Source organism: Dysgonomonas sp. Marseille-P4677, assembly GCF_016652235.1.
Taxonomy (GTDB): Bacteria; Bacteroidota; Bacteroidia; order Bacteroidales; family Dysgonomonadaceae; genus Dysgonomonas.
In genome coordinates this window covers 12,926-34,577 of the sequence record NZ_JAEPKU010000041.1, presented here as the reverse complement: position 1 = coordinate 34,577, position 21,652 = coordinate 12,926, and the positions used below count along the sequence as shown (strand labels likewise).

At 36.9% G+C, this 21,652-nt stretch carries 22 protein-coding genes; 12 read left to right on the top strand and 10 right to left on the bottom strand.

The genetic code is table 11. The annotated features are described in order from the left end of the window. Window positions 1-156: 156 nt before the first annotated feature. On the top strand, window positions 157-1,137 hold the full coding sequence (locus tag JGH11_RS09185) for a Gfo/Idh/MocA family protein (RefSeq protein WP_201111283.1): 981 nt from the start codon (window positions 157-159) through the stop codon (window positions 1,135-1,137). Between the two features lie 8 nt (window positions 1,138-1,145). Here the strand turns inward: JGH11_RS09185 and JGH11_RS09180 are convergent, their stop codons facing one another. From JGH11_RS09180 to JGH11_RS09170, 3 genes are all read right to left on the bottom strand, one after another. Further along, the gene (locus JGH11_RS09180; RefSeq protein WP_201111282.1) at window positions 1,146-2,321 is read right to left on the bottom strand and encodes an MFS transporter; all 1,176 of its coding nucleotides are present in this window, start codon (window positions 2,319-2,321) and stop codon (window positions 1,146-1,148) included. Between the two features lie 54 nt (window positions 2,322-2,375). Continuing rightward, the gene (locus JGH11_RS09175; RefSeq protein WP_201111281.1) at window positions 2,376-2,867 is read right to left on the bottom strand and encodes a hypothetical protein; all 492 of its coding nucleotides are present in this window, start codon (window positions 2,865-2,867) and stop codon (window positions 2,376-2,378) included. 218 nt (window positions 2,868-3,085) lie between these two features. Further along, entirely contained in the window at window positions 3,086-4,963 is a 1,878-nt protein-coding gene (locus tag JGH11_RS09170; protein WP_201111280.1) for an ABC-F family ATP-binding cassette domain-containing protein, read from the bottom strand. A 200-nt stretch (window positions 4,964-5,163) separates the two neighbouring features. Here JGH11_RS09170 and JGH11_RS09165 point away from each other — a divergent pair, with 200 nt between their 5' ends. Beyond that, window positions 5,164-5,994, top strand: coding sequence for a hypothetical protein (locus JGH11_RS09165; RefSeq protein WP_201111279.1), 831 nt, complete (start codon window positions 5,164-5,166; stop codon window positions 5,992-5,994). Between the two features lie 20 nt (window positions 5,995-6,014). On the opposite strand, the gene JGH11_RS09160 is transcribed toward JGH11_RS09165, so the two are convergent. Together JGH11_RS09160 and JGH11_RS09155 are read right to left on the bottom strand one after the other, a co-directional pair. Continuing rightward, window positions 6,015-6,716, bottom strand: a complete 702-nt coding sequence (locus JGH11_RS09160; RefSeq protein WP_201111278.1) for an LrgB family protein — start codon at window positions 6,714-6,716, stop codon at window positions 6,015-6,017. Beyond that, a complete protein-coding gene (locus JGH11_RS09155) occupies window positions 6,713-7,060 on the bottom strand; it encodes a CidA/LrgA family protein (RefSeq protein ID WP_370567584.1) in 348 nt (115 codons plus the stop codon). The genes JGH11_RS09160 and JGH11_RS09155 overlap by 4 nt, the downstream gene beginning before the upstream one ends. Before the next feature lie 179 nt (window positions 7,061-7,239). On the opposite strand from JGH11_RS09155, the gene JGH11_RS09150 reads away from it, so the two are divergent. Beyond that, entirely contained in the window at window positions 7,240-7,716 is a 477-nt protein-coding gene (locus tag JGH11_RS09150; protein ID WP_201111277.1) for an outer membrane beta-barrel protein, read from the top strand. 50 nt (window positions 7,717-7,766) lie between these two features. Here JGH11_RS09150 and JGH11_RS09145 read toward each other — a convergent pair whose 3' ends face one another. The 5 genes from JGH11_RS09145 to JGH11_RS09125 form a co-directional block, all read right to left on the bottom strand. After that, window positions 7,767-8,582, bottom strand: a complete 816-nt coding sequence (locus JGH11_RS09145; protein ID WP_201111276.1) for a UDP-2,3-diacylglucosamine diphosphatase — start codon at window positions 8,580-8,582, stop codon at window positions 7,767-7,769. A gap of 11 nt (window positions 8,583-8,593) precedes the next feature. Next, a complete protein-coding gene (locus tag JGH11_RS09140; RefSeq protein WP_236263936.1) occupies window positions 8,594-8,908 on the bottom strand; it encodes a metal-sulfur cluster assembly factor in 315 nt (104 codons plus the stop codon). Window positions 8,909-9,043: 135 nt separating this feature from the next. Continuing rightward, a complete protein-coding gene (gene radC, locus JGH11_RS09135; RefSeq protein WP_201111275.1) occupies window positions 9,044-9,742 on the bottom strand; it encodes a DNA repair protein RadC in 699 nt (232 codons plus the stop codon). A 98-nt stretch (window positions 9,743-9,840) separates the two neighbouring features. Next, window positions 9,841-10,407: an elongation factor P gene (gene efp / locus JGH11_RS09130; protein WP_201111274.1), complete on the bottom strand. Its 567-nt coding sequence runs from the start codon at window positions 10,405-10,407 to the stop codon at window positions 9,841-9,843. 58 nt (window positions 10,408-10,465) lie between these two features. Further along, window positions 10,466-12,613, bottom strand: coding sequence for a M3 family metallopeptidase (locus JGH11_RS09125; RefSeq protein ID WP_201111273.1), 2,148 nt, complete (start codon window positions 12,611-12,613; stop codon window positions 10,466-10,468). Window positions 12,614-12,768: 155 nt separating this feature from the next. Between JGH11_RS09125 and JGH11_RS09120 the strand changes: the two genes are divergently transcribed. The 9 genes from JGH11_RS09120 (at window position 12,769) to JGH11_RS09080 (ending at window position 21,644) form a co-directional block, all read left to right on the top strand. Further along, complete coding sequence (locus tag JGH11_RS09120; RefSeq protein ID WP_201111272.1) at window positions 12,769-13,176, top strand: hypothetical protein; 408 nt, start codon at window positions 12,769-12,771, stop codon at window positions 13,174-13,176. A gap of 8 nt (window positions 13,177-13,184) precedes the next feature. After that, window positions 13,185-13,631 carry a YhcH/YjgK/YiaL family protein gene (locus JGH11_RS09115; RefSeq protein ID WP_201111271.1) on the top strand — a complete coding sequence of 149 codons (447 nt, stop codon included), beginning with the start codon at window positions 13,185-13,187 and terminating at the stop codon, window positions 13,629-13,631. 35 nt (window positions 13,632-13,666) lie between these two features. Further along, window positions 13,667-15,670: an alpha amylase C-terminal domain-containing protein gene (locus tag JGH11_RS09110; protein WP_201111270.1), complete on the top strand. Its 2,004-nt coding sequence runs from the start codon at window positions 13,667-13,669 to the stop codon at window positions 15,668-15,670. Window positions 15,671-15,847: 177 nt separating this feature from the next. Then, window positions 15,848-16,822, top strand: coding sequence for a type I phosphomannose isomerase catalytic subunit (locus tag JGH11_RS09105; protein ID WP_201111269.1), 975 nt, complete (start codon window positions 15,848-15,850; stop codon window positions 16,820-16,822). A 138-nt stretch (window positions 16,823-16,960) separates the two neighbouring features. Continuing rightward, window positions 16,961-17,926 carry a ferrochelatase gene (gene hemH / locus JGH11_RS09100; RefSeq protein ID WP_201111268.1) on the top strand — a complete coding sequence of 322 codons (966 nt, stop codon included), beginning with the start codon at window positions 16,961-16,963 and terminating at the stop codon, window positions 17,924-17,926. Next, window positions 17,923-19,080: a glycosyltransferase gene (locus tag JGH11_RS09095; RefSeq protein ID WP_201111267.1), complete on the top strand. Its 1,158-nt coding sequence runs from the start codon at window positions 17,923-17,925 to the stop codon at window positions 19,078-19,080. The genes hemH and JGH11_RS09095 overlap by 4 nt, the downstream gene beginning before the upstream one ends. 128 nt (window positions 19,081-19,208) lie before the next feature. Next, window positions 19,209-19,973, top strand: a complete 765-nt coding sequence (locus JGH11_RS09090; protein WP_201111266.1) for a ParA family protein — start codon at window positions 19,209-19,211, stop codon at window positions 19,971-19,973. Window positions 19,974-20,008: 35 nt separating this feature from the next. After that, window positions 20,009-20,917 (top strand): ParB/RepB/Spo0J family partition protein, encoded by a 909-nt coding sequence (locus JGH11_RS09085; protein WP_201111265.1) that lies wholly within the window; start codon window positions 20,009-20,011, stop codon window positions 20,915-20,917. Window positions 20,918-20,942: 25 nt separating this feature from the next. Continuing rightward, entirely contained in the window at window positions 20,943-21,644 is a 702-nt protein-coding gene (locus JGH11_RS09080; protein WP_201111264.1) for a DUF5683 domain-containing protein, read from the top strand. The last annotated feature ends 8 nt before the right edge of the window (window positions 21,645-21,652 follow it).

The window sequence follows — 21,652 nt, the reverse complement described above, 5'->3', positions numbered from 1 at the left end:
GGATTTAATATACTTGGAGGATTGAATTTTAAGTTCTAGAAAATAAAATAAGATATAAAGTAAAGACTTTTGGAGCATTGACTCTGAAAGACTTTTTTCTTTAATCTTTATTTGTATCTTTAGCTAAACAGATAATTCTAATTTAAGTGTTATTCTATGGATAAAGTAAGATGGGGGATAATTGGAGTCGGTAATGTTTGTGAAAAGAAAAGTGGTCCGGCTTTTTATAAAATAGATCATTCCGAGTTGGTCGCAGTGATGCGCAGGGATGTAACTAAAGTAAAAGATTTTGCGACTCGTCATAAGGTTCAGAAATATTATACAGATGCAGATCAGCTTATAAATGATTCTGATGTAGATATAGTTTATGTAGCTACACCTCCCGACTCGCATAAAGAATATGCTATTCGTACATTGAAAGCAGGCAAACCTGTTTATGTAGAGAAGCCTATGGCCATGAATTATGCAGAATGCTTGCAAATGGTGAAAGTGGCAGAAGAGACGAGTCAGCGACTATTTGTGGCTCATTACCGTCGGGCATTACCTTACTTTCTCAAAGTGAAGGAATTGTTGGATAGCAATATAATAGGAAAGATATTAGCTGTAGATGTGAAATACTTCCGTCCTGCAAACATTTCGGATATGGATATCCATAAGCAGTCCTGGAGATTGAAAAAGGATATTGCAGGTGATGGATACTTTTTTGATTTGGCTCCTCATACACTGGATATTCTTGATTTTCTTTTGGGTGAAATAGATGAAGCTAAGGGGTATACTCAAAATCAGGGAGGCTATTACTCTGTTTCGGATACAATATCTGCAATTATGAACTTTGAGTCCGGTGTTACGGGTACCGGGCAGTGGTGTTTTGTTTCTTCACAACAGGCAAGGCAAGATACAATTGTTATTCAAGGGCTAGAGGGCTATATTCGGTTCAATACATTCGACTTTCGCCCCATATCACTTATCACTTCCAGAGGTACAGAGTTGTTCCAACCTGAGCAGCCCGAACATATCCAGCAACCACTTATTCAAACTATAGTTGATCAATTACGAGGTGTAGGGATTTGTCCTTCAACAGGAATTTCGGGAGCAAGAACTTCTAAGGTAATGGATATGATTACAGGTATTATATAAGGGATAAATTACCTTAGTCGGTTCTTTTCGAATATAATTCTTGACGAGAGCCAATATATAAATATGCTTAGCATACATAAACCTGATGCTATCAGGTATAGCGTTTCGAAAGAGGCATATCCTGTGATGAAACCGCCCAACAGCATTCCTATCGCTAGACCGAGGTCGAAGCCTATCAGATAAGTAGAATTGGCTGTTCCCCTTTGGTTGTTTTCGGCAAGATTGATGTATAGTGTCTGCAAGGCTGGAAACATCATACCGAATCCAATTCCAATAAATAAACCGGAGATACAGAAGGCATAGATGTTATGTACTGTGGCAAAGGCAAAGAATGCGATAGTTACAATAGCCATGGCCGATACATTTACCTGATGTATTTTACCTCTGTCTACAAGTTTTCCGGCAAAAACACGTGAGGCGATAATCCCCCCTGCCCAAAAAAGGAAGAAAATCCCGGCATTGGGTATATTTATCTGTTTACCGTATTGAGCCACAAAAGGGCCTATCGTACCCCAAGCAAAGCATGGTAGTAGTTGATTTAAGAATATAGGCCATCCCTTAACCAAAAAGAATCGGTCTAAGGATAGTTTTTGTCTCTCCACACTTGGTCGCTGGGGCGCTTTTATCAGAGAAACGGCTATAATACCCAGTGCTCCCATAGTAATGGCACACCAGAGTAAAATCTGGAATCCATAACTATTGTATATATGGATGGCTATAAAAGGTCCTATTGCCATAGCCACATTCATAAATGTGCCATAATATCCGATACCTTCGGCACGCCGCTCGGTAGGTACAACGTCTATTGCGAGCGTACTGGATGAAACTGTAGATAAGCCCCAGGTAATACCATGTAAGAAACGTACTATGATGAAAAGTAAAATGGTCGTAGCCCAAAAATACCCTAAGAATATTAGTACATAACAAGAAAAGGCCAGCAATAATACTTTCTTACGGGAATACAAATCGACGATATATCCTGAGAATGGCCGTACAAACATTAATGCAATGGCATATGATGCCAGTACAATTCCTGTTTTTGACTGTGCAACACCCATTTGCTCTGTAATATAAAGCGGAATGGATGGCATTAGTAGATTGAAAGAGCAAGCCATTAAAAAGTTTGCAAGGCAAACATTCAGGTAACTTAATGACCAAAGTTTTGGTTTAGACGTGAACTCCATTGTACTTTATTTCTAAACATAGAATCAAACAATTCATGAGTCATTATTGAACTCTTATTTAAAAGGGCTTAAAGACTCAAGATGCCTGTCTATTTCTCCTATTTTATCTGTCCAATATTTAATAGCTGTATTCTTATCTAATTTCCTTTTCTTATAATCTTTATATAGATTTTGAGGTAGAGAACCAGCTACTTTCTGGAAGTTTCTTTGATAAAACACTTCAAATTCAGCTTTTGTTTCAGGAAGTTCTATTGTGTTCCATAGACGGAAATGTTCAATATAGTTTCTTTTTGTATTTTCCAACTGACTTAATATTTGCTCCTTGTTTTTCGGTATATATCCAGGGCCGGAACAACCGCAAGAATGGAACGTTATTCCGACACTATGTAAATCTTTTAGGTGGCTCCATTCCTTAATGTCATCTGTTCGAGGTGCTTTAAAATCTAAACCCATATCTGCCATTAGTCCTTCACATTGCGGACATTTAGCCTCTACAGATTCTTTTTTGGAATGATTGATATCTCTCAAAAGTCTGCGCCGGAACATCTTTCTGCATTCAAAACAAACATAGTGAGGTTTATATATCGAAAAAGCGTATCTACACATAATATTAAAAAAGTTTAGCAGGTCGTGTCAGTTTTTTTGTAAAAAAGGTAACAAAAGTAACAAGTTTTTATAATTTATTTTTTGCCCTTTTTGTATAAGATAAAAGTGTCCTTATATAGATAATTATTTCCGAAAATATATAATGTCGAAAACTCGTTTTACATCAACTCGCTAAGTTCCATCCACCGCATGGTTTTTTCTTCTATTTGTTCGATCAGTTCACTTATCCGGTTCGATTTAGATAATAATTCATCGTTTGAAAGAGTACCACTCGAAAGTTCGTTCTCCAGCTTCGCTTTCTCTTCTTCCAGTTGTGGGATTAAAACGTCCAGTTCCTCAAACTCACGCTTGTCTTTGAATGAAAGTTTTTTCTTTTCTTCTGTTTTTGGAGAAGTATTTTGAGGCCTTTCTTCTTTAGGTTTCGCAGCAAGTTCTTTTTCCTTTTCTAAAACTTCCTGAATTTCTTTCCATTCTCTGTATTCGGTGTAATTACCAGGAAAATCTTTTATTTTGGCATTCCCCTGAAATGCCATTAAATGGTCTACAACCTTATCCATAAAGTAACGGTCGTGCGATACGACAATGACACAACCTTTGAATTGTTGCAGATATTCTTCCAATATATTAAGAGTAACAATATCAAGATCGTTAGTAGGTTCGTCTAATACAAGAAAATTAGGATTGGTAATCAATACCGTGCACAGATATAGACGGCGTTTTTCACCACCCGATAGTTTGTAGACAAAGTTATGTTGTTTCTCAGGTGGAAAGAGGAAATGTTGTAGAAATTGAGAAGCCGTTAATCTGCTCCCATTTCCAAGATCAATCACCTCAGCAATATTTTGTATTACATCGATGACTTTCATCTGATCGTCAAATTTCAACCCATCCTGACTATAATAACCGAATTTCACTGTTTCACCAATATCGAAGCTTCCCTTATCGGGAGCAACTTCACCCATTAGCATCTTTATAAAGGTGGATTTACCAGTTCCGTTATTTCCTACAATACCCAGTTTTTCGTAACGCGCAAATACGTAATTGAAATCCTCTACAATCTTGATATCACCAAAGGCCTTGTAGACATGTTGTGCTTCAAATATTTTATTACCGATATATGAGCCTTTCATTTGTAATTGTACGTTGCCCGCATCACGTACTTGTTGAGCTTTCTTCTCCAGATCATAAAAAGCATCAATACGGGATTTTGCTTTCGTACCCCGAGCCTGTGGTTGACGGCGCATCCATTCCAATTCTTTACGCATGAGGTTGTTTGCTCGGTCTATTTCCGAATTTTGAGCACTGATGCGTTCATCTCTTTTTTCAAGATAGTATGAATAGTTCCCTTTATATTGATAGAGTTGTTTTTGATCGATTTCAATAATTTCATTACATACACGATCAAGAAAATAACGGTCATGAGTCACCATCAACAAGCTTAATCGCGAACGTTGTAGATACTCTTCAAGCCACTCCACCATATTGAGATCAAGATGATTGGTAGGCTCGTCCAGAATGATAAGGTCAGGTTCGGTAATAAGTACATTTGCCAAAGCGACCCGTTTGAGTTGGCCTCCTGATAATTCAGAGATTTTTTGCTCGAAATCGGTGATTTTTAACTGAGCTAGAATCTGTTTTGCCCGATGTTCATAATCCCATGCTTGCAATATATCCATCTTTTGGAGGATAACATCAAGGTTAGAATGGTCGCTCGAATTCATAGCCTTTTCGTATTCTGCAATCAGGTCAGTGACTTCGTTTCCGGAATGAAAGCAGGCTTGTAATACGGTCAGATTTTCGGGATATATAGGATCCTGTTCCAGATAAGCAATACGGAGGTCGCGGCGGAAAACGACAGAGCCGCTGTCGTACGATTCCTTACCAACCAATATATTTAATAAAGTAGTTTTTCCCGATCCGTTTTTAGCAATTAGCCCTATACGTTCCCCTTCGGCTATACCAAAAGATATTTCGTTAAATAGGACCAGATCGCCAAAGCTTTTCGAGAGTCCGTCTACCTGTAAGAATGATGCCATAATAAATATTTTTGCAAAGATAAGTAAAAAGAGAGAGTTTATTGTCTATAAAATTTACTCTAAAGACATCTATTTATTTTCTTAATATCTATTAATCGGTTAGAAACACATATATATCATTTTTAGGTTATTCAAGTACAAAAAAAATACAGAAACATATAAAAAATATTATATTTGCTAAATAAACTTAACACAGATACATGAACACACTAATTTCTATTTCTTTTTTCGAGATTTTCCAATATTGGGATACAATCACGCAATATATAAATCCTTTGACTGTAATTGTTTGGGCGGTAATCGGCGGAATCATGGGATTCTTTATGGTCTTGATTGTCGAGCTTATTTTACGGAAGAAAATATTAGTACACCGTCGTCATTGGGTTTTGAAATGGCTTTCGTATATATACATGGTGTTCTTTCCTCTTTTTACCGGATTCTGTTTCATCCAATGGTTTGCGTTACATGGCTTTGAAAAAGAGATTGTTAAGAATATTCCCACCTATCTGGGAGATGCTAATTCTACTTTTAATAAATATCTTAAAGAAGAAGTGGAAAGAATCATAGATGAAAAACATATGCAACTTACAGGGCATGAGTTTATTGATAAAACTGCGTCATATGTAGGACAAACCGGTAGGGTTTTACTCTCCGGTATACAGATGCCAGACAGTAGTATAACTGCAAAAGCTTCGACTTATCTGATGAGTAGATTGATTGAAACTGATTTAGTCAAAGATCAGGTTGTGAGATATGTGGAGGATGCTCTTGGCGAAAAAGTTCTAAAAGATAAAGAATTGACAAATGAACTACTGAATGTGAAAATAGATAATATATTGACTGACGGGATATTGAATACTATTATAGAAAAGAAAGTACGAAGCATCTTCGGAGGCTTCAAGATGAATGTACTCTTTATATTTCTATTGGGGATGATGATACCAGTAGCTGAAATAATTCTGGCTCATTATTTGGAAAAGAAGAGGTTGGCTACGTCTTCATCGGTTAATACAACAGGCCTAATTGACTGAATGTGCTTGTGCTGTGCTTTTTATAAAATAGATGAGAATAATTGATGAAATATTGGGATCAGTAAAGCTGTCATTACCCCCATCAAACCAATAGCCAAACCGCTTAGCGCCCCTTCTATCATTCCCATTTCCATAGCTTTTGCCGTTCCAACTCCGTGAGCCGATGCCCCCATAGCAAGTCCTTTGGCTACACTGCTTTTAATTCCTAATATTCGCAAGATTGGAGGACCCACTATACTTCCGAATATACCGCAGAACAGAACAATAACAGCAGTTAGCGATACATTTCCTCCCGACTGTTCGGCGATACTCATAGCGATAGGTGTGGTTACAGATTTGGGCTCAAGACTTCGGATGATTACTTCATCTGCTCCTGTTATTTCGGCTAATATAATGACACTTATAATTCCGACCACACTCCCTATAAATATAGATGTGAGTATGGAAACTACATTGCCTTTCAGATATGCTAACTGTTCGTACAATACATATCCTAATGCAACGACTGATGGTCCGAGCATGAAGGTTATAAACTGACTTTTTAGCTCAAATGTTTGGTAGTCAATGCCCGAAATTTCAAGAAAGGCTATGATGATAGCGATAGATATAATGAGAGGATGCAATAATCCTAATTTTGTTTTCTTGAAGACCCATTGCCCAAAGAGATAACTCCCAAATATAAGTAGAAGGGTAAATTCTGTGGATTCAAACAATGCTTTCATTTACTTTTTTTCTCCATTTGTTGTTGAATAATTGCGACTACAGCAATTACTAAAACCGTACTAACCGAGCATATAATAAGAATTGACATCCAGAATTTACTTATTATTCCGTAAGATCCGAGTAGACCTGCACCGGCAGGAATGAAGAATATAGCCATATTGCGGGTGAAGGCGTTAGCTACATCTTTTACATTGTCTGGTTTTAGAGCTTTGAAGTGAAGACTAAGGAATAAAAGAATCATTCCGATAATATTGCCGGGAACAAAACCATTTATAATATAACTGATACTTTGTCCCAGGAAATAGAACAAGAGAATGATAAAGATACCTTTTACCATTTTCATATTGATAACCTGCTAAATTAACTCGGGACAAAGGTAAGTATAAGTTGTAAGTATTTATTATAACTAACGGGCATTTTTTTATTGACTAATTTTAACTCTCCAGAACTTTGTCTGAACTTTATTGTTTAAATTATAAATAAACTATAGTTAATTATAAGTTTTATTAATTTTAAGCAAGTATGAAAAGAGTATTTATAACACTGATTTTATTGATTGCGTTATCTTTTAGCGCGTATGCACAACTCGGAGAAAAAGTTATAATGCCTAAATTGGGATATCAAACTGAAAGTGAAAGATTTCTTATGGGGATTGAAGGTCGTTATTCGATTACAAATAACGTACGTATAGCACCGGGTTTGTCTATTTTGTTTCCTAAAAATCATGTAACAGGTTTAGACGTGGATGTAAATGTACATTATGTATTTCCTATCCAGGGAGGCCTTGCACTTTACCCGTTTGTTGGAGGAGTAATGATGAATAACCGTTATTCTCATAATGATCTTACATTGAAAGATACAACATTCGGTCTTAATATAGGTGGGGGAGCTCAGTACGATATAACAAGCAACGGATATTTAAATTTTGAGTTTAAATATTCTTTCATTGAAGGTACAGATCCAGCGTATTTTACTTTGGGATATGGGATAAAATTCTAAAGGAAATATTTAAAATAAAGAAGCAGCTTTTGGGGGCTGCTTTTTTTTTATTACTGATTTTTATCTTCAAATATCTCGAGAGAAAAATTCGTACCATCAAATACTCCGTACGAGAAGTAATCTATCCAATCGCCGAGTATGGCAATTCTCGAGTTGGATGACAACATAAGATCGAGCATGATATGCCGATGTCCGAAGATGAAGAAATTGATACTTGGAGCTAACGCTAAATGTTTTTTTGCAAATAGTACGAGGTGCTCTTTATCTTCTCCAAAATAAGGCGGAGTAGCGTATGTTTCTCTGTTGTGATTCGACCACCATTGAGCAAAGCCAACAGTCCAACGAGGATGTATTGCGGCATAAAGTTTTCGGCAAAACTTATTATGGAAAAGGGCACGTAGCATTTTGAATGAAGTAGAATCGTCTCCTAAGCCATCGCCATGTGCAAGAAAGAATTTTTTACCGTATATCTCTCTTATTAGGGGTTGGGTGTGTACAATCATTCCGCATTCTTTTTGAAGATAGTCGGTTATCCATATATCATGATTGCCAATAAAAAAGTGGACTTCGATGCCCATATCGGTGAGTTCGGACACTTTCCCCAGAAAACGAACAAAGCCTCGAGGTACAACATTACGGTATTCGAACCAGTAATCGAATATGTCGCCAAGCAAGTATATTGTTTCGGCATCTTGCTTTACCATATCCAACCACCGACAAAGCTTCCGTTCTACTTCATGCTGAGGAAAATAGTGGTTATCGACCTTTACAGCCGGTAGTGTCATCTGTTCGAACTTATTCACATTCTTTTTGTGATAAGCAGATCCTAAATGTACATCAGATAAAAAATAGACTTTCTTTGTCACTATGCTATATTTTATAGGAAGCCTAATTCGAGCTTAGCTTCCTCACTCAACATGTCTTTATTCCATTGAGGCTCGAATGTAAGATTAACTATTACATTATTTATCCCTTGTATCGATTCTACCTTATATCTAACATCTTCGAGTATAAAGTCTGCAGCAGGACAGTTGGGCGCAGTCAGAGTCATAGTTATAGTTACATTTTTATCTGCATCTACATCTACTTCGTAGATAAGACCCAAATCGTAAATATTGACAGGTATTTCGGGGTCGTAAACAGTTTTCAACATGTTTACAATCTTGCTTTCAAATTCTAGTAATTCGCTCATAATTTCAGGTTTATATTTGTTGTAAACAATCTATACCCGAAGGTTAGTTTATAACCATTCCAGATTGAGAGTACAAAGTTAATATTTACTTGTAACTTAATACATAGAACCCGATAAGTTTTTTAGATGCGTCATTTACATTTTTCCTTTATCCAGATAACTATAATATGAGTGTTCGCATAGGATTATATGATCTAGTAGCGTGATATCCATTATTTGTCCGGCATCCTTTAGTTTGCTTGTGATGCTATCATCATCCACACTTGGACTGGGATTACCTGAAGGATGATTATGGCAAAGGATTATCGCCGATGCCAGTGAATCGATAGCTTCTTTCATGATTAGGCGGATATCTACAACAGTACCTGAGATGCCACCTTTACTTATCTGTATCTTCTTTATTACTTTGTTTGCTCTGTTGAGTAACAAGATCCATACCTCTTCGTGTTTCAGGTCTGCTAATACAGGGTGCATTATTTGGTATACATCTTCACTGGATGTTATTTGAGGTTGAATGAGTACTTCCGCCAACTTTCGGCGTTTGCCCAACTCCATAGCGGCAGCTATTGTAATTGCTTTGGCTTCACCTATACCGTTGAAGTTTTTTATGAGATCTTTTATATTTTGTTTACCCAGTGTATTTAGATTGTTCGATACACTATGAAGTATGCGTTGCGCGAGTTCTACGGCTGTTTCATTTTTATTACCCGAAGCTATCAGTATTCCAAGCAATTCTGCATCAGATAGAGCTGTTACTCCCTTTAGCAACATCTTTTCTCTGGGACGGTCTTCTTCGGCCCAATCTTTTATATTTAGTTTCGCTTTGTTTTGCATCAGTGTTAGGCATTATATCGTGAATTAGAGCAAGTATTAAAAGTAAAAAGAGACATATCTTTGGGTATGTCTCTTTTCTTATATATTAAAGGGTTCAATTATCCTTTTACTCTTTCTACATACGAACCATCAGCTGTACTGATCTTGATCTTATCACCTTCGTTGATGAAAAGAGGAACACGCACCTCAGCACCTGTTTCTACAGTAGCCGGTTTTAGTGTGTTTGTTGCAGTATCACCTTTTAATCCGGGCTCGGTGTATGTAACTAATAGGACAACATTCTGAGGCATTTCGGCTGTTAATACAGTCTCAGTTTCGGCATGGACCTGTACTTCTACCATGTCACCCTCTTTAAGGAAAGCTACACCCGAAATAGTTTCTCCGGGGATAGAGATTTGCTCAAAGGTTTCAGTATTCATGAAGTTGTAACCCATATCATCTTGATAAAGGAACTGGTATGGACGTCTTTCGATACGAACCTCATCTAATTTAACTCCCGCATTGAATGTTCTTTCCAATACACGTCCGGTAGTAACGCTTCTCATCTTTGTGCGGACGAAAGCTGCTCCTTTACCAGGTTTAACATGGAGAAATTCAATAATAACATAGTATTGCCCGTCTATATCGAGACACATCCCATTTCTTATATCTGCTGTTGTTGCCATTAATTCTTATATTTTTATTTTTAATTAAAATTTCGAGTTGCAAAGATAATAAAACTACTTATTTTACAAAACCTCTGTTCTTTAACAAGTAGATAGGGTTAGGTTCCGCACCTCTGAAATTTTTATAAAGAGTCATTGGCTCATCTGTTCCGCCTTTAGATAAAATGTTTTCGCGGAAAGATTTGGCTGTAGCCTGATCAAATATGTTGCCTTTTTCTACAAACGCTTGGAAAGCATCCGAATCAAGAACTTCAGACCATAGATAGCTATAATATCCGGCAGAATAACCTCCACTGAATACATGTTGGAAATATGTACTTCTGTATCTTGGTATGATTTCATCTATTAAGCCTATTTCTTTCATAGCGTCAGCTTCGAATTTATCCACATCAAGTTTTTCAAGGCCTTCACCTTGTTTGGTGTTGAAGTTCGCTGTATTACCGAGTGTATACCATTTCATGTCGAGGATAGCAGCAGCTACAAGTTCAGTAGTTCTGAATCCTTGATTAAAATACCCTGAGTTTTGTATTTTCTGAATTAATTCGTTTGGAATCACTTCTCCCGATTCGTAATGTTTTGCATACATTTTCAGTACTTCCGGTTCGAAAGCCCAATGCTCCATAATCTGAGATGGTAATTCAACAAAGTCGCGATATACAGATGTTCCTGAAAGGCCATTGTAAGTGCATTTAGATAGCAATCCATGTAACCCGTGACCAAATTCGTGGAACATTGTTTCTACCTGATCTAATGTAAGTAAGGCAGGTTTTCCATCTGTCGGAGGATTGTAGTTGCCTACATTATAGATCAATGGGTGAACGAAGTTACCTTTAAATATTTCTTGTTTGCGGAAACTGCTCATCCATGCTCCCGGACGTTTGCCCTGGCGTGCAAAGTCATCGAAATATATCATACCGATAAGCGAACCATCAGCATCGCTTACCTCATATGCTTTTACATCCTTTTGATAAACAGGTACGTCTGTTTTTTGTTTAAATGTTATACCATAAAGTTTATTTGCGACAGCAAAAACACCTTCACGTACATTGTCAGCTTTGAAATATGGTTTTAAAGCTTCCTCATCGAGAGCATATTTTTCTTTGCGAAGTTTTTCTGCATAATATGCCCAATCCCATGATTCCAGTTTTATATCATGGCCTTCTTTTTTTGCAATAGCCTGTAATTCGGTAGCTTCCTTCTTAGCTTGAGGCAATGCGTATTTCCAGATGTCATTTAATAGAGTCATTACATTATCGGGAGTTTTGGCCATTGTTTCTTCTAAAACATAATCAGCATGTGTCTTGTAGCCTAATATATTAGCCTTTTCAAGTCTGAGGCTAACAATCTTTTTTATATTTTCTTTATTGTCAAACTCATTCCCATTGTCGCCACGCATGTACATTGCTTTGTATAATTGTTCACGAAGGGCGCGATTGTCGGCATATTGCAGAAATGGTTCCCAGCTAGGTTTACTTAAGCCGAAAACCCATTTACCTTCAAGACCCTTATCTTTAGCTGCTGCCGCCGCTGCTGCAATAACATCTTCGGGTAGGCCCGAGAGATCTTCTTTGTTTTCTATAACTAATTGATAGTTATCTGTTTCTTTTAATAGATTTTGATTGAAGTTTAAAGAAGCAGAGCTTAATTCTTTGTTTATTTCACGCAAACGGCTTTGTTTAGAGCCATCAAGCAGTATACCTGAACGTACAAAGCTTTTATAAGTTTTATTTAAAAGCATTTTTTGTTCAGTAGTATAGTTTGTGCGGGTAGAATCATCATGAACAATTTTGATACGGGCAAAAAGGCCTTCGTTGAAATTTATATTATCATAATGTTCGGTACGCTTAGGTGTAATTTCCTTTTCTATACTCTGAAATACAGAATCTGACATTGTTCCTGTCATAACAGAAAAGACTGCATTTACTCTGTCCAGCATTCTACCCGATTCATCTAATGCTACAATAGTGTTTTCGAAAGTAGGGGCTTCTGGATTGTTTACAATAGAATCTATTTCGATATTATGCTGTTTCATGCCTTCTTCAAATGCAGGAAGGAAATGTTCCGCTTTTATCTTATCGAAAGGAGGAACACCATTAGGTGTGGAGAACTCACTGAAGAAAGGATTGTCAGATGCTTCCTTCTGGCTGGTAGTATTACAGGAGTATACCATAATTAATAAACTAAAAAAAAATAGAAACTTCTTCATACAGTAGTATTTATGTAAATGAATTGATTTTTGGCAAAAATAGCTAAAATTTGTTTCAGACTAAACTATTTAGGTACGTGAAGGATAAAATAGTGCGGAATTAACTAAAAATCCGATTAAATTGCTTAAACTTGTAAGAGTTAATAAATATATCCATGAATAAGCTTTTTGACGTACGCAATTTCTTTGGTGTAATATTGCTGATAGGCATAATCGGTTTTACACAATGCTCCGGAGGTGTTGATGGGCAGTTGAAGGTGATTGCTAAAGAGGCAAATAAGCAATGTCCTAAAAATCTGGATATCTTTACCCGTTTAGATAGTTGTGCAACTTTTCCCGATAAGCATTATAAATATTATCATACAATTACAGGGGTAGAAGTTACGGATACGATGCTTTTTAAAACTCAATTATTACCTCAGATTGTCAAGACCATAAAGGTTACTCCTGATATGAGATTTTTTAGAGAGAATGATGTTATATTGGAATATCAATATAACGACGATTTGGGAAAATATCTTTTCTCAATAGTTGCCGGCCCACAAGATTATAAAAGTAAATAAAATATAATATGATATTAGATAGTTTAAAAAATGCAGAGATGTACTATAACATCCATCCTCTATTTAAGGATGCTTTTGAGTATTTGAAATCGGTTGACTTTCTAAAGGTAGAACCGGAAAAGATAGAATTACATGGCAAGGATTTGTTCGTGATGATAAGCGATAGTAATCTGAAGACTGAAGCGAATGCGAAACTAGAAGTTCATAATCAGTATATTGATATACAGATGCCAATTAGTAAAACTGAGACTTTTGGATGGAAATCGAGGGCTGATCTGCAGGAAGAAAGTGGTTCTTTTAACATAGATAGAGATATTCAGTTTTTCGAAGATAGTGCTATTTCTTTATTCTCTGTTTCGCCCGGAGATTTTGTGGTGTTTTTCCCCGGAGACGGGCATGCGCCTTGTATAGGAGACGGACAGATACGGAAAGTCGTTGTTAAAATAAAAATATAGTGGACTTTGTTCCATCATTATAAATTCAAAAACATATGCTTAAACTGATAAAAAACGATCCATGGTTGGAACCTTATTCGGAAGCGATAGAGGGGCGTCACAAATATGTTTTAAAACGTGAGGCTGATCTAACTAAGAATGGAAAAATGTCGCTGTCGGAATTTGCTTCCGGACATCTATATTTTGGATTGCATAAAACTGCTCGCATGTGGATATTTCGCGAATGGGCACCTAATGCAATAGCGATATATATGGTTGGGGATTTTAATGGCTGGCAAAAACAAGAAGACTATAAGTTAAATTCGAAAGATAATGGAGAGTGGGAGTTGAAGCTTCCTTTGAGTAAAATAAAGCATGGAGATCTTTATAAACTCATTGTATGCTGGAATGGAGGTGAAGCAGAGCGAATCCCTGCATGGGCCACACGAGTAGTTCAGGATGACTATACTAAGATATTCAGTGCTCAAGTGTGGAATCCTGAATCTCCATATGAATTTACGAAAAAGAAATTTAAGCCGAATGCCGATCCTCTTTTGATCTATGAATGTCATATAGGTATGGCTTCGGAAGCTGAGAAAGTAGGAACATATGAGGAATTCAGGTTGAATGTACTCCCTCGTATAAAGGAAGATGGATATAATGCCATTCAGATAATGGCAATACAGGAACATCCTTATTATGGATCATTCGGTTATCATGTGTCCAGTTTTTTTGCAGCATCATCAAGATTTGGAACACCAGACGAGTTAAAGCATTTGATTGACGATGCTCACGGATTGGGCTTGGCCGTAATAATGGATATAGTGCACTCTCATGCTGTAAAAAATGAAGTTGAAGGTTTAGGACGATTCGATGGATCATACTCACAATATTTTCACGAAGGTGGTCGTCGTGAACATCCGGCATGGGATTCGCTTCTTTTCGATTACGGGAAAACGGAGGTGATTCATTTTTTATTATCAAATTGTAAATATTGGCTCGAAGAATATCGATTCGATGGCTTCCGATTCGATGGGGTTACTTCTATGCTCTATTATAGTCATGGGTTAGGTGATGATTTCACAGGATACTCTGACTATTTTAATGGAAATGAGGATGATGATGCTATTTGCTATCTCACGCTTGCGAATAAGTTGATACACGAAATTAATCCAAAAGCAATAACTATTGCGGAAGAAGTGAGTGGAATGCCTGGTTTGGCTGCAAAATTTAAAGATGGTGGTTATGGTTTCGATTATCGCATGGCGATGAATGTACCTGATTATTGGATTAAGATAATAAAAGAAAGAAAAGATGAAGAATGGCATCCTACCAGTATCTTTTGGGAATTGACTAATAGGAGGGAGGACGAGAAAACGATCTCTTATGCCGAAAGTCATGATCAGGCTCTAGTGGGTGATAAAACCATTATATTCCGACTAATAGATGCCGATATGTATTGGCATATGTCGAAACATTACGGCAGCTCGTACCTGACCGATAGGGGGATTGCCTTGCATAAAATGATACGCTTGGTAACGGCATCTACTATCAATGGCGGGTACTTAAACTTTATGGGTAATGAGTTTGGCCATCCCGAATGGGTCGATTTTCCTCGAGAAGGTAATGGTTGGTCATATAAATATGCTCGAAGACAATGGTGGTTGGCCGATAATAAAGATTTGAAATACCACTATCTCGGTGATTTTGATAAAGCTATGCTTTCTTTGGTTGGTACCAGGGGATTTGAAAAAACACCGATTTTAAGATTATGGGATAAAGACGAAGATCAGGTGTTGGCGTATCAACGTAAAGACTTAATTTTTGTGTTTAACTTCAATCCTAACAAATCGTTCGTCGATTATGGTTTCTTGGCGCCGGAAGGAAAATATAAGGTAGTTCTTGATACAGATAATATCTCTTATGGGGGTAATGGACTTATCGATGACTCGGTCGAACACTTCACTGTTTACGACGAGTTATATCATAAAGATTCGAAGGGGTGGTTGAAGTTATATATACCGGCCCGCACGGCTTTTGTTTTGAAAAGAATAGACTGATTGTAAATAGAAAAATATACAGCGGGCCGGATATTTGATGATTCGGTCCGCTTTTCAGATGATCAGAGATAAATCTAATTTGTGGTTAATTTTTTCTTTGCTGATTTCAGTCATTACAAAATAGACAAAGTTTGATTACTTTTGCAAAAGAATTTTAATATAACGTGTGAAAATAAGATGAAATTGTATCCTTTAAAGTTTGGTCCGATCCTCAAATCTATTATCTGGGGCGGCAATGAAATATGTAAGTTCAAAGGTGTTACTCCTGCACAAGAAGGTATTGGCGAAAGCTGGGAAATATCAAGTGTGGAAGGAAATGTGTCTGTTATTGCTAATGGAGAACTGGCAGGTAAAGATCTGGGTGAAGTTATTGCTTTATATAAAGATCAGTTAGTCGGAAAAAATAACTTCCATACTTTTGGTACTACTTTTCCTTTGTTGATCAAATTTATCGATGCCCGAGATAATTTGTCTATACAGGTTCATCCGGATGATGAACTGGCAAAGAAAAGACATAATTCTTTTGGTAAGACTGAAATGTGGTATGTGATAAATGCTGCACCAGAGGCATTTTTATATTCAGGTTTTGAAAAACAGATGACTCCCGATTCTTATGTTAAAAGTATAGAGGATAATACCTTTGTAGATTCGTTGGCAAAGCATAATGTAAAAGCAGGTGATGTTTTCTTTTTGCCGGCTGGTCGTGTGCATGCTATCGGAGCCGGTACATTTATCGCCGAAATACAACAAACATCGAATATTACATACCGTATCTATGACTACAATCGTAAAGATGCCAATGGAAACGGGCGCGAATTGCATACCGAATTAGCGAAAGATGCAATAGATTTCAAACTGTATGACAATTATAAGAACTCATATGTAAGAAAAGAAAATCAGCCGGTTCTTTTAGAATCATGTCAATATTTTACAACTAATTTATTGGAACTGACGAAAGATGTGACAAGAGATTATTCTGAAATAGATTCATTTGTCGCATACATTTGTATGGGTGGTGCTTGTAACATCAGAGATGATAAAGGTAACGACTTGTCGGTAAAGCAGGGAGAAACAATTCTTATTCCTGCCGATACAAAGAGTGTGAACATTAGCCCTGAAGGAAGTGTTTTACTGCTTGAAACATATGTTTAACTAGCAGATACAATAAACGAATTACAATACCACATGTTTCAGTGTGGTATTTGTGTTTTTAAGGTTGTCAACCTTTCTTTTTCGTAAGTATTATTATGATTTAAGATGTATCATTAAGCTTACTATCACCTAAAAGTAATGAGAGGAGTATTATTAGTAAATACAGGGAGTCCCAAAACGTGTGAAAGGAAAGATGTAAAGTATTTTATAAAGTCAATGCTTTCCGATCCGTATGTAATGACTGTGCCTGATTGGTTTAGACCTATTTTAGTTAATGTGTTGATTATACCCTTGAGGCAGTTTAGTTCTACGGCTCACTATAAATTAATCTGGGATCACACATTGAAAGATTCACCTCTACTCCATCATGCTAAAATGCTGGCTCAAAAACTCGAAAATTCGACAGGCTTGCCGGTTGAGGTAGCTATGAGATACGGACAGCCGGATGTTCAATTAGCATTAGAGCGCTTAATGGCAAAAAATAAGCGTTTGCACGAGGTGATTGTTCTTCCTCTATTTCCTCAATATGCAGAATCTTCGTATAAGACAGTCGTTGATGAGGTCGGACGCATCTTTTTTAAACGTCCATACCCTTTTCGCCTGAAATTTATAGAACCATATTTTAAGCAACCTGCATATATAAAAGCTTTGGCTGAAAGTTTAAAGCCTTATATCAAAGAGGATTTTGATAAGTTAATCTTTACTTTTCATAGTTTACCTTTAGATCATGTTGAGGCTGGTTGGGAAAAAGGGCGGGAATTTGATTATGTCTACCAAACAAAGGAGACAGTGCGCCTGGTTTTAAAAGAACTCGGTATCGATTCAAAAAAGACAAGGCAGGTATATCATTCTGCTATGGGAAGCAAATGGCTCAAACCGGACTTAGGCGAAACTTTGGAGCAATTAGCAAAAGAAGGCCAGAAGAGGGTTGTCGTGATGGCTCCCGGTTTTGCTGCCGATAATTTGGAGACATTATATGATATAAAGTTAAAGGCGCAAGAATTATTCATTAAGCATGGGGGAACCCAATTTACATATGTTCCATGTCTTAACAATGAAAGCTATTGGGTGGAAAGTGTCGCTGAAATGATAACACAAGTATGAAACGTATATTATTCTTTAATGATAGTTTAGTGATCGGTGGTACAGAGATACTTCTGGTAGATTTATTGAACCATTTGGCTATGAAAGGTTGTGAGGTGAGCCTTCTTTTGCCGGAACCATCAGATAAGAATATATTATTGAATAAGGTGTCGCCACAAGTATCGGTCAAATATTTATATACAGACAATATATCTTATTTTAAAAGAAAGATATGGGAAAGCATAATGATATTCTGTCCTCGTTTATATGCTAAACAAAAAGGAATATCTGGTTCGGACTACGATCTGATAGTATGTTTCAAAGAAACGTTTTTTGCCCGGATATTTAGTAGTATGGCTACCCCTAAAATTTTGTGGATTCATAATATTCTTTATAAAAGAAAATACGAAATAAGGTCTTTTAAAGAAGGATTGGCTGTTTGGCTGAATAAAAAGCAACTAAAAAAAGTACAGCGATCTTATGATCAATTCGATAAAGTGATCTGTGTGTCAGATGCTGCACGTGATGCATATATAGCTGTACTGCATGATGGGTGTATGCCACAACAGGATATCAGGGTTTTATATAATGCTATAGATTTATCTAAAGTGGTGGAGCAGGCAAAAGAATCAATAGTAGATTTGCCGCAAGATCGGACAAACTTTATCCTCATAACACGCACTTCTCCCGAAAAACGTATTGATAGGCTTATTAATTCTATATTCTTATTGAAGAATGAAGGATATTATTTTCATGTTTATATCATTGGAGATGGAATTGATAGTGAGGAAATGAAACGTGATTTGGAGCAGAAGGAGCTTATGGATATGGTGACATTGAAAGGGCACATAGATAATCCATTTCCGTATATATTACAATGTAAGTGGTCGCTATGTGTATCTGAGCGAGAAAGCTTTTCTTTATCCTTGTTAGAGTCGATGGCATTAAAAACGCCAGTGATAACCACTGATTGTGGCGGTCCTCGTGATATTGTAGATGGGGGTAAGTATGGATTATTGGTAGATAATAGTGCTGAAGGCGTGTATGTCGGCATGAAAACGGTACTGGACGATCCAACTTTATCTGTCAAGTATAGCGAACATTTAGATCGAGCCATTACTAGATTCGATTACAAAGGTTGGTTGAATAATGTAGATGAGCTATTAGGTTTATAATTAGACTATAATTTTATTAACAATAAGGTTAACTTTTCAACAAGAAATACATTGTTACACAAATTTAACACTAACTTCCTATTTTTTATTATTTAATTTGTCATCAGAAAAATATTTAACAACTTTCTATGGGTAAAATAATTGCTTTAGCCAATCAAAAAGGCGGTGTGGGAAAAACTACAACAACGATAAACTTAGCCGCCTCGTTGGCAGCTCTTGAAAAAAAAGTGTTGGTGGTTGATGCCGATCCGCAAGCCAATGCTTCCTCCGGTTTGGGAATTGATATTAAAAAGGTAAATAAAACCATTTACGAATGTCTTATCGGTTCAGCTTCGCCAAAAGAAGCTATTATATCTACCGAAATAGAGAGGCTCTTTGTGTTGCCTTCGCATATCAATCTGGTAGGGGCGGAACTTGAGATGCTGAATGTAGATAATCGAGAAAAACAGCTTCGAGAAGTATTACTTCCCTTAAAGGATGATTACGATTATATTTTAATAGACTGTTCTCCATCACTAGGATTGATTACGGTTAATGCTCTTACGGCAGCCGATTCTATTATTATTCCTGTGCAATGTGAATATTTTGCACTGGAAGGAATTAGTAAATTGTTGAATACTATAAAGATAATAAAAAATAAATTGAATCCTGCGCTCGAAATAGAAGGCTTCCTGCTCACAATGTACGATGCTCGCCTTCGTTTGGCAAATCAGATATATGAAGAAGTGAAAAGCCATTTTCAGGAATTGGTATTCACTACTGTCATTCAGCGTAATGTGAAGTTGAGCGAGTCGCAAAGTTTTGCTCAACCTGTACTTGTCTACGATGCTGCATCTAAAGGATCTATTAATCATATGCAATTGGCACAGGAACTTATTGAGAAAAATTCTTAACTTTGCCGTTCTGTTTAAACACTTAATATATTGTTATGTCTAAAAAAATGGTTTTAGGAAGGGGGCTTGATGCTCTTATTACCATTGATGAAGTAAAGACCGGTGGCTCTTCTTCAATAAATGAAATAGAGTTATCAAAAATACAAGCTAACCCTGATCAGCCTCGGCGTGCATTCGATGATGAGGCTATGCAGGAACTAGCTGCCTCTATTCGTCAGATAGGTGTAATACAACCCATAACACTACGTCAGGTAGAGGACGACTTATTTCAGATTATAGCTGGAGAACGTCGCTATCGTGCTTCGTTATTGGCCGAATTGAAAACAATTCCGGCATATATACGGACCGCAGAGGATGAAACAGTAATGGAGATGGCGCTGATAGAAAACATACAGCGTGAAGATCTGAATTCCATAGAGATAGCTCTAGCTTACCAGAATCTAATTGAAACATATAGCCTTACACAAGAGCGTCTTAGCGAACGTGTAGGAAAGAAAAGAACTACAATAGCCAATTATCTTCGTTTACTCAAACTTCCGGCTGAAATACAAATGGGAATAAGAGATAAAAAGATAGATATGGCCCACGCCCGTACATTAATTACGCTTGAAGATGCTGCTGCACAATTGGAAGTGTATGAGCTGATCCTTGAAGAAGGGTTATCGGTGCGTAAAGTCGAAGAATATGTAAGAGCAATAGCTAAAGGCGAAAAACTTGAAGATTTGCTCAAGGAAGAGAAGGTCGTGGAGACGGTAAAAAAGGCAGGAGTAAAAAAAGCAACTCCTGAAGAGTTTGAAATACTAAAAACCCACCTGTCTAAATTTTTTTCAACCAAGGTTCAGTTGACTTGTAATGATAAGGGTAAGGGGAAAATAAGTATTCCGTTTAAGACGGAAGAGGAATTGGAACGAATAATTTCGATTTTTGATCAACTGAAAAAGTAAAACAAGGAACTTGGGTAGTATTCATATGAGAAAAAGGTTGATTATTTGTGCGTCGTATATAATAGCAGGGGTATGTTTATCGTTGCATGCACAAGAATCTAATGTCTCGGATTCTTCCCGTTCCGAAAATCGGAGTCCGATCTTGTCTGATAAAAAAAATACGATTGATACCGTGGCCCCTATAATATCAGAGAAGAAAGTTGTATTAGTGGATTCTATAACATTTAATAAAAATATTGAATTTAAGCCCGATTCTAAGAAAGCTGTTATATATTCGGCTATTTTTCCGGGCTTAGGTCAACTATATAATCGCAAATATTGGAAACTGCCTATAGTATACGGCGGTGTACTAGGGCTTACTTACGCCATTACATGGAATGGTAGAACATATGGTGATTATAAACAAGCTTTTAATGATCTGGTTTTGCAAACAGGCGATAGTTATAAGAATTATTATTCAGGTTCACCTGATGATTATCCCGGTGGTAGACAGGGTTTTCAGGATCTTCTGAAAAGAAGAAAGGATTTCTATCGCAGAAACAGGGATTTAGCTATTATTGTTGCAGTAGGTGTGTATGGTTTATGTATGCTAGATGCATATGTAGACGCCCAATTATATGATTTTGATATGTCTCCCGATCTCTCTATGAGGGTAACCCCTGTGTTTTGGCCGGCGACAGCTTATTCTAAAGCTGGGTTCGGACTTCAATGTAATATTTATTTTTGATTAAGCAG

What these genes read in the sequence shown, in the direction of transcription:
- JGH11_RS09080 (WP_201111264.1), top strand. Translation starts at nt 20,943, where the DNA reads ATGAGAAAAAGGTTGATTATTTGTGCGTCGTATATAATAGCAGGGGTA.
- JGH11_RS09125 (WP_201111273.1), bottom strand. Translation starts at nt 12,613, where the DNA reads ATGAAGAAGTTTCTATTTTTTTTTAGTTTATTAATTATGGTATACTCC.
- JGH11_RS09115 (WP_201111271.1), top strand. Translation starts at nt 13,185, where the DNA reads ATGATATTAGATAGTTTAAAAAATGCAGAGATGTACTATAACATCCAT.
- JGH11_RS09085 (WP_201111265.1), top strand. Translation starts at nt 20,009, where the DNA reads ATGTCTAAAAAAATGGTTTTAGGAAGGGGGCTTGATGCTCTTATTACC.
- JGH11_RS09170 (WP_201111280.1), bottom strand. Translation starts at nt 4,963, where the DNA reads ATGGCATCATTCTTACAGGTAGACGGACTCTCGAAAAGCTTTGGCGAT.
- JGH11_RS09095 (WP_201111267.1), top strand. Translation starts at nt 17,923, where the DNA reads ATGAAACGTATATTATTCTTTAATGATAGTTTAGTGATCGGTGGTACA.
- JGH11_RS09165 (WP_201111279.1), top strand. Translation starts at nt 5,164, where the DNA reads ATGAACACACTAATTTCTATTTCTTTTTTCGAGATTTTCCAATATTGG.
- JGH11_RS09105 (WP_201111269.1), top strand. Translation starts at nt 15,848, where the DNA reads ATGAAATTGTATCCTTTAAAGTTTGGTCCGATCCTCAAATCTATTATC.
- JGH11_RS09160 (WP_201111278.1), bottom strand. Translation starts at nt 6,716, where the DNA reads ATGAAAGCATTGTTTGAATCCACAGAATTTACCCTTCTACTTATATTT.
- JGH11_RS09140 (WP_236263936.1), bottom strand. Translation starts at nt 8,908, where the DNA reads ATGAGCGAATTACTAGAATTTGAAAGCAAGATTGTAAACATGTTGAAA.
- radC (WP_201111275.1), bottom strand. Translation starts at nt 9,742, where the DNA reads ATGCAAAACAAAGCGAAACTAAATATAAAAGATTGGGCCGAAGAAGAC.
- JGH11_RS09155 (WP_370567584.1), bottom strand. Translation starts at nt 7,060, where the DNA reads ATGAAAATGGTAAAAGGTATCTTTATCATTCTCTTGTTCTATTTCCTG.
- JGH11_RS09110 (WP_201111270.1), top strand. Translation starts at nt 13,667, where the DNA reads ATGCTTAAACTGATAAAAAACGATCCATGGTTGGAACCTTATTCGGAA.
- JGH11_RS09150 (WP_201111277.1), top strand. Translation starts at nt 7,240, where the DNA reads ATGAAAAGAGTATTTATAACACTGATTTTATTGATTGCGTTATCTTTT.
- efp (WP_201111274.1), bottom strand. Translation starts at nt 10,407, where the DNA reads ATGGCAACAACAGCAGATATAAGAAATGGGATGTGTCTCGATATAGAC.
- hemH (WP_201111268.1), top strand. Translation starts at nt 16,961, where the DNA reads ATGAGAGGAGTATTATTAGTAAATACAGGGAGTCCCAAAACGTGTGAA.
- JGH11_RS09185 (WP_201111283.1), top strand. Translation starts at nt 157, where the DNA reads ATGGATAAAGTAAGATGGGGGATAATTGGAGTCGGTAATGTTTGTGAA.
- JGH11_RS09175 (WP_201111281.1), bottom strand. Translation starts at nt 2,867, where the DNA reads ATGTTCCGGCGCAGACTTTTGAGAGATATCAATCATTCCAAAAAAGAA.
- JGH11_RS09180 (WP_201111282.1), bottom strand. Translation starts at nt 2,321, where the DNA reads ATGGAGTTCACGTCTAAACCAAAACTTTGGTCATTAAGTTACCTGAAT.
- JGH11_RS09120 (WP_201111272.1), top strand. Translation starts at nt 12,769, where the DNA reads ATGAATAAGCTTTTTGACGTACGCAATTTCTTTGGTGTAATATTGCTG.
- JGH11_RS09090 (WP_201111266.1), top strand. Translation starts at nt 19,209, where the DNA reads ATGGGTAAAATAATTGCTTTAGCCAATCAAAAAGGCGGTGTGGGAAAA.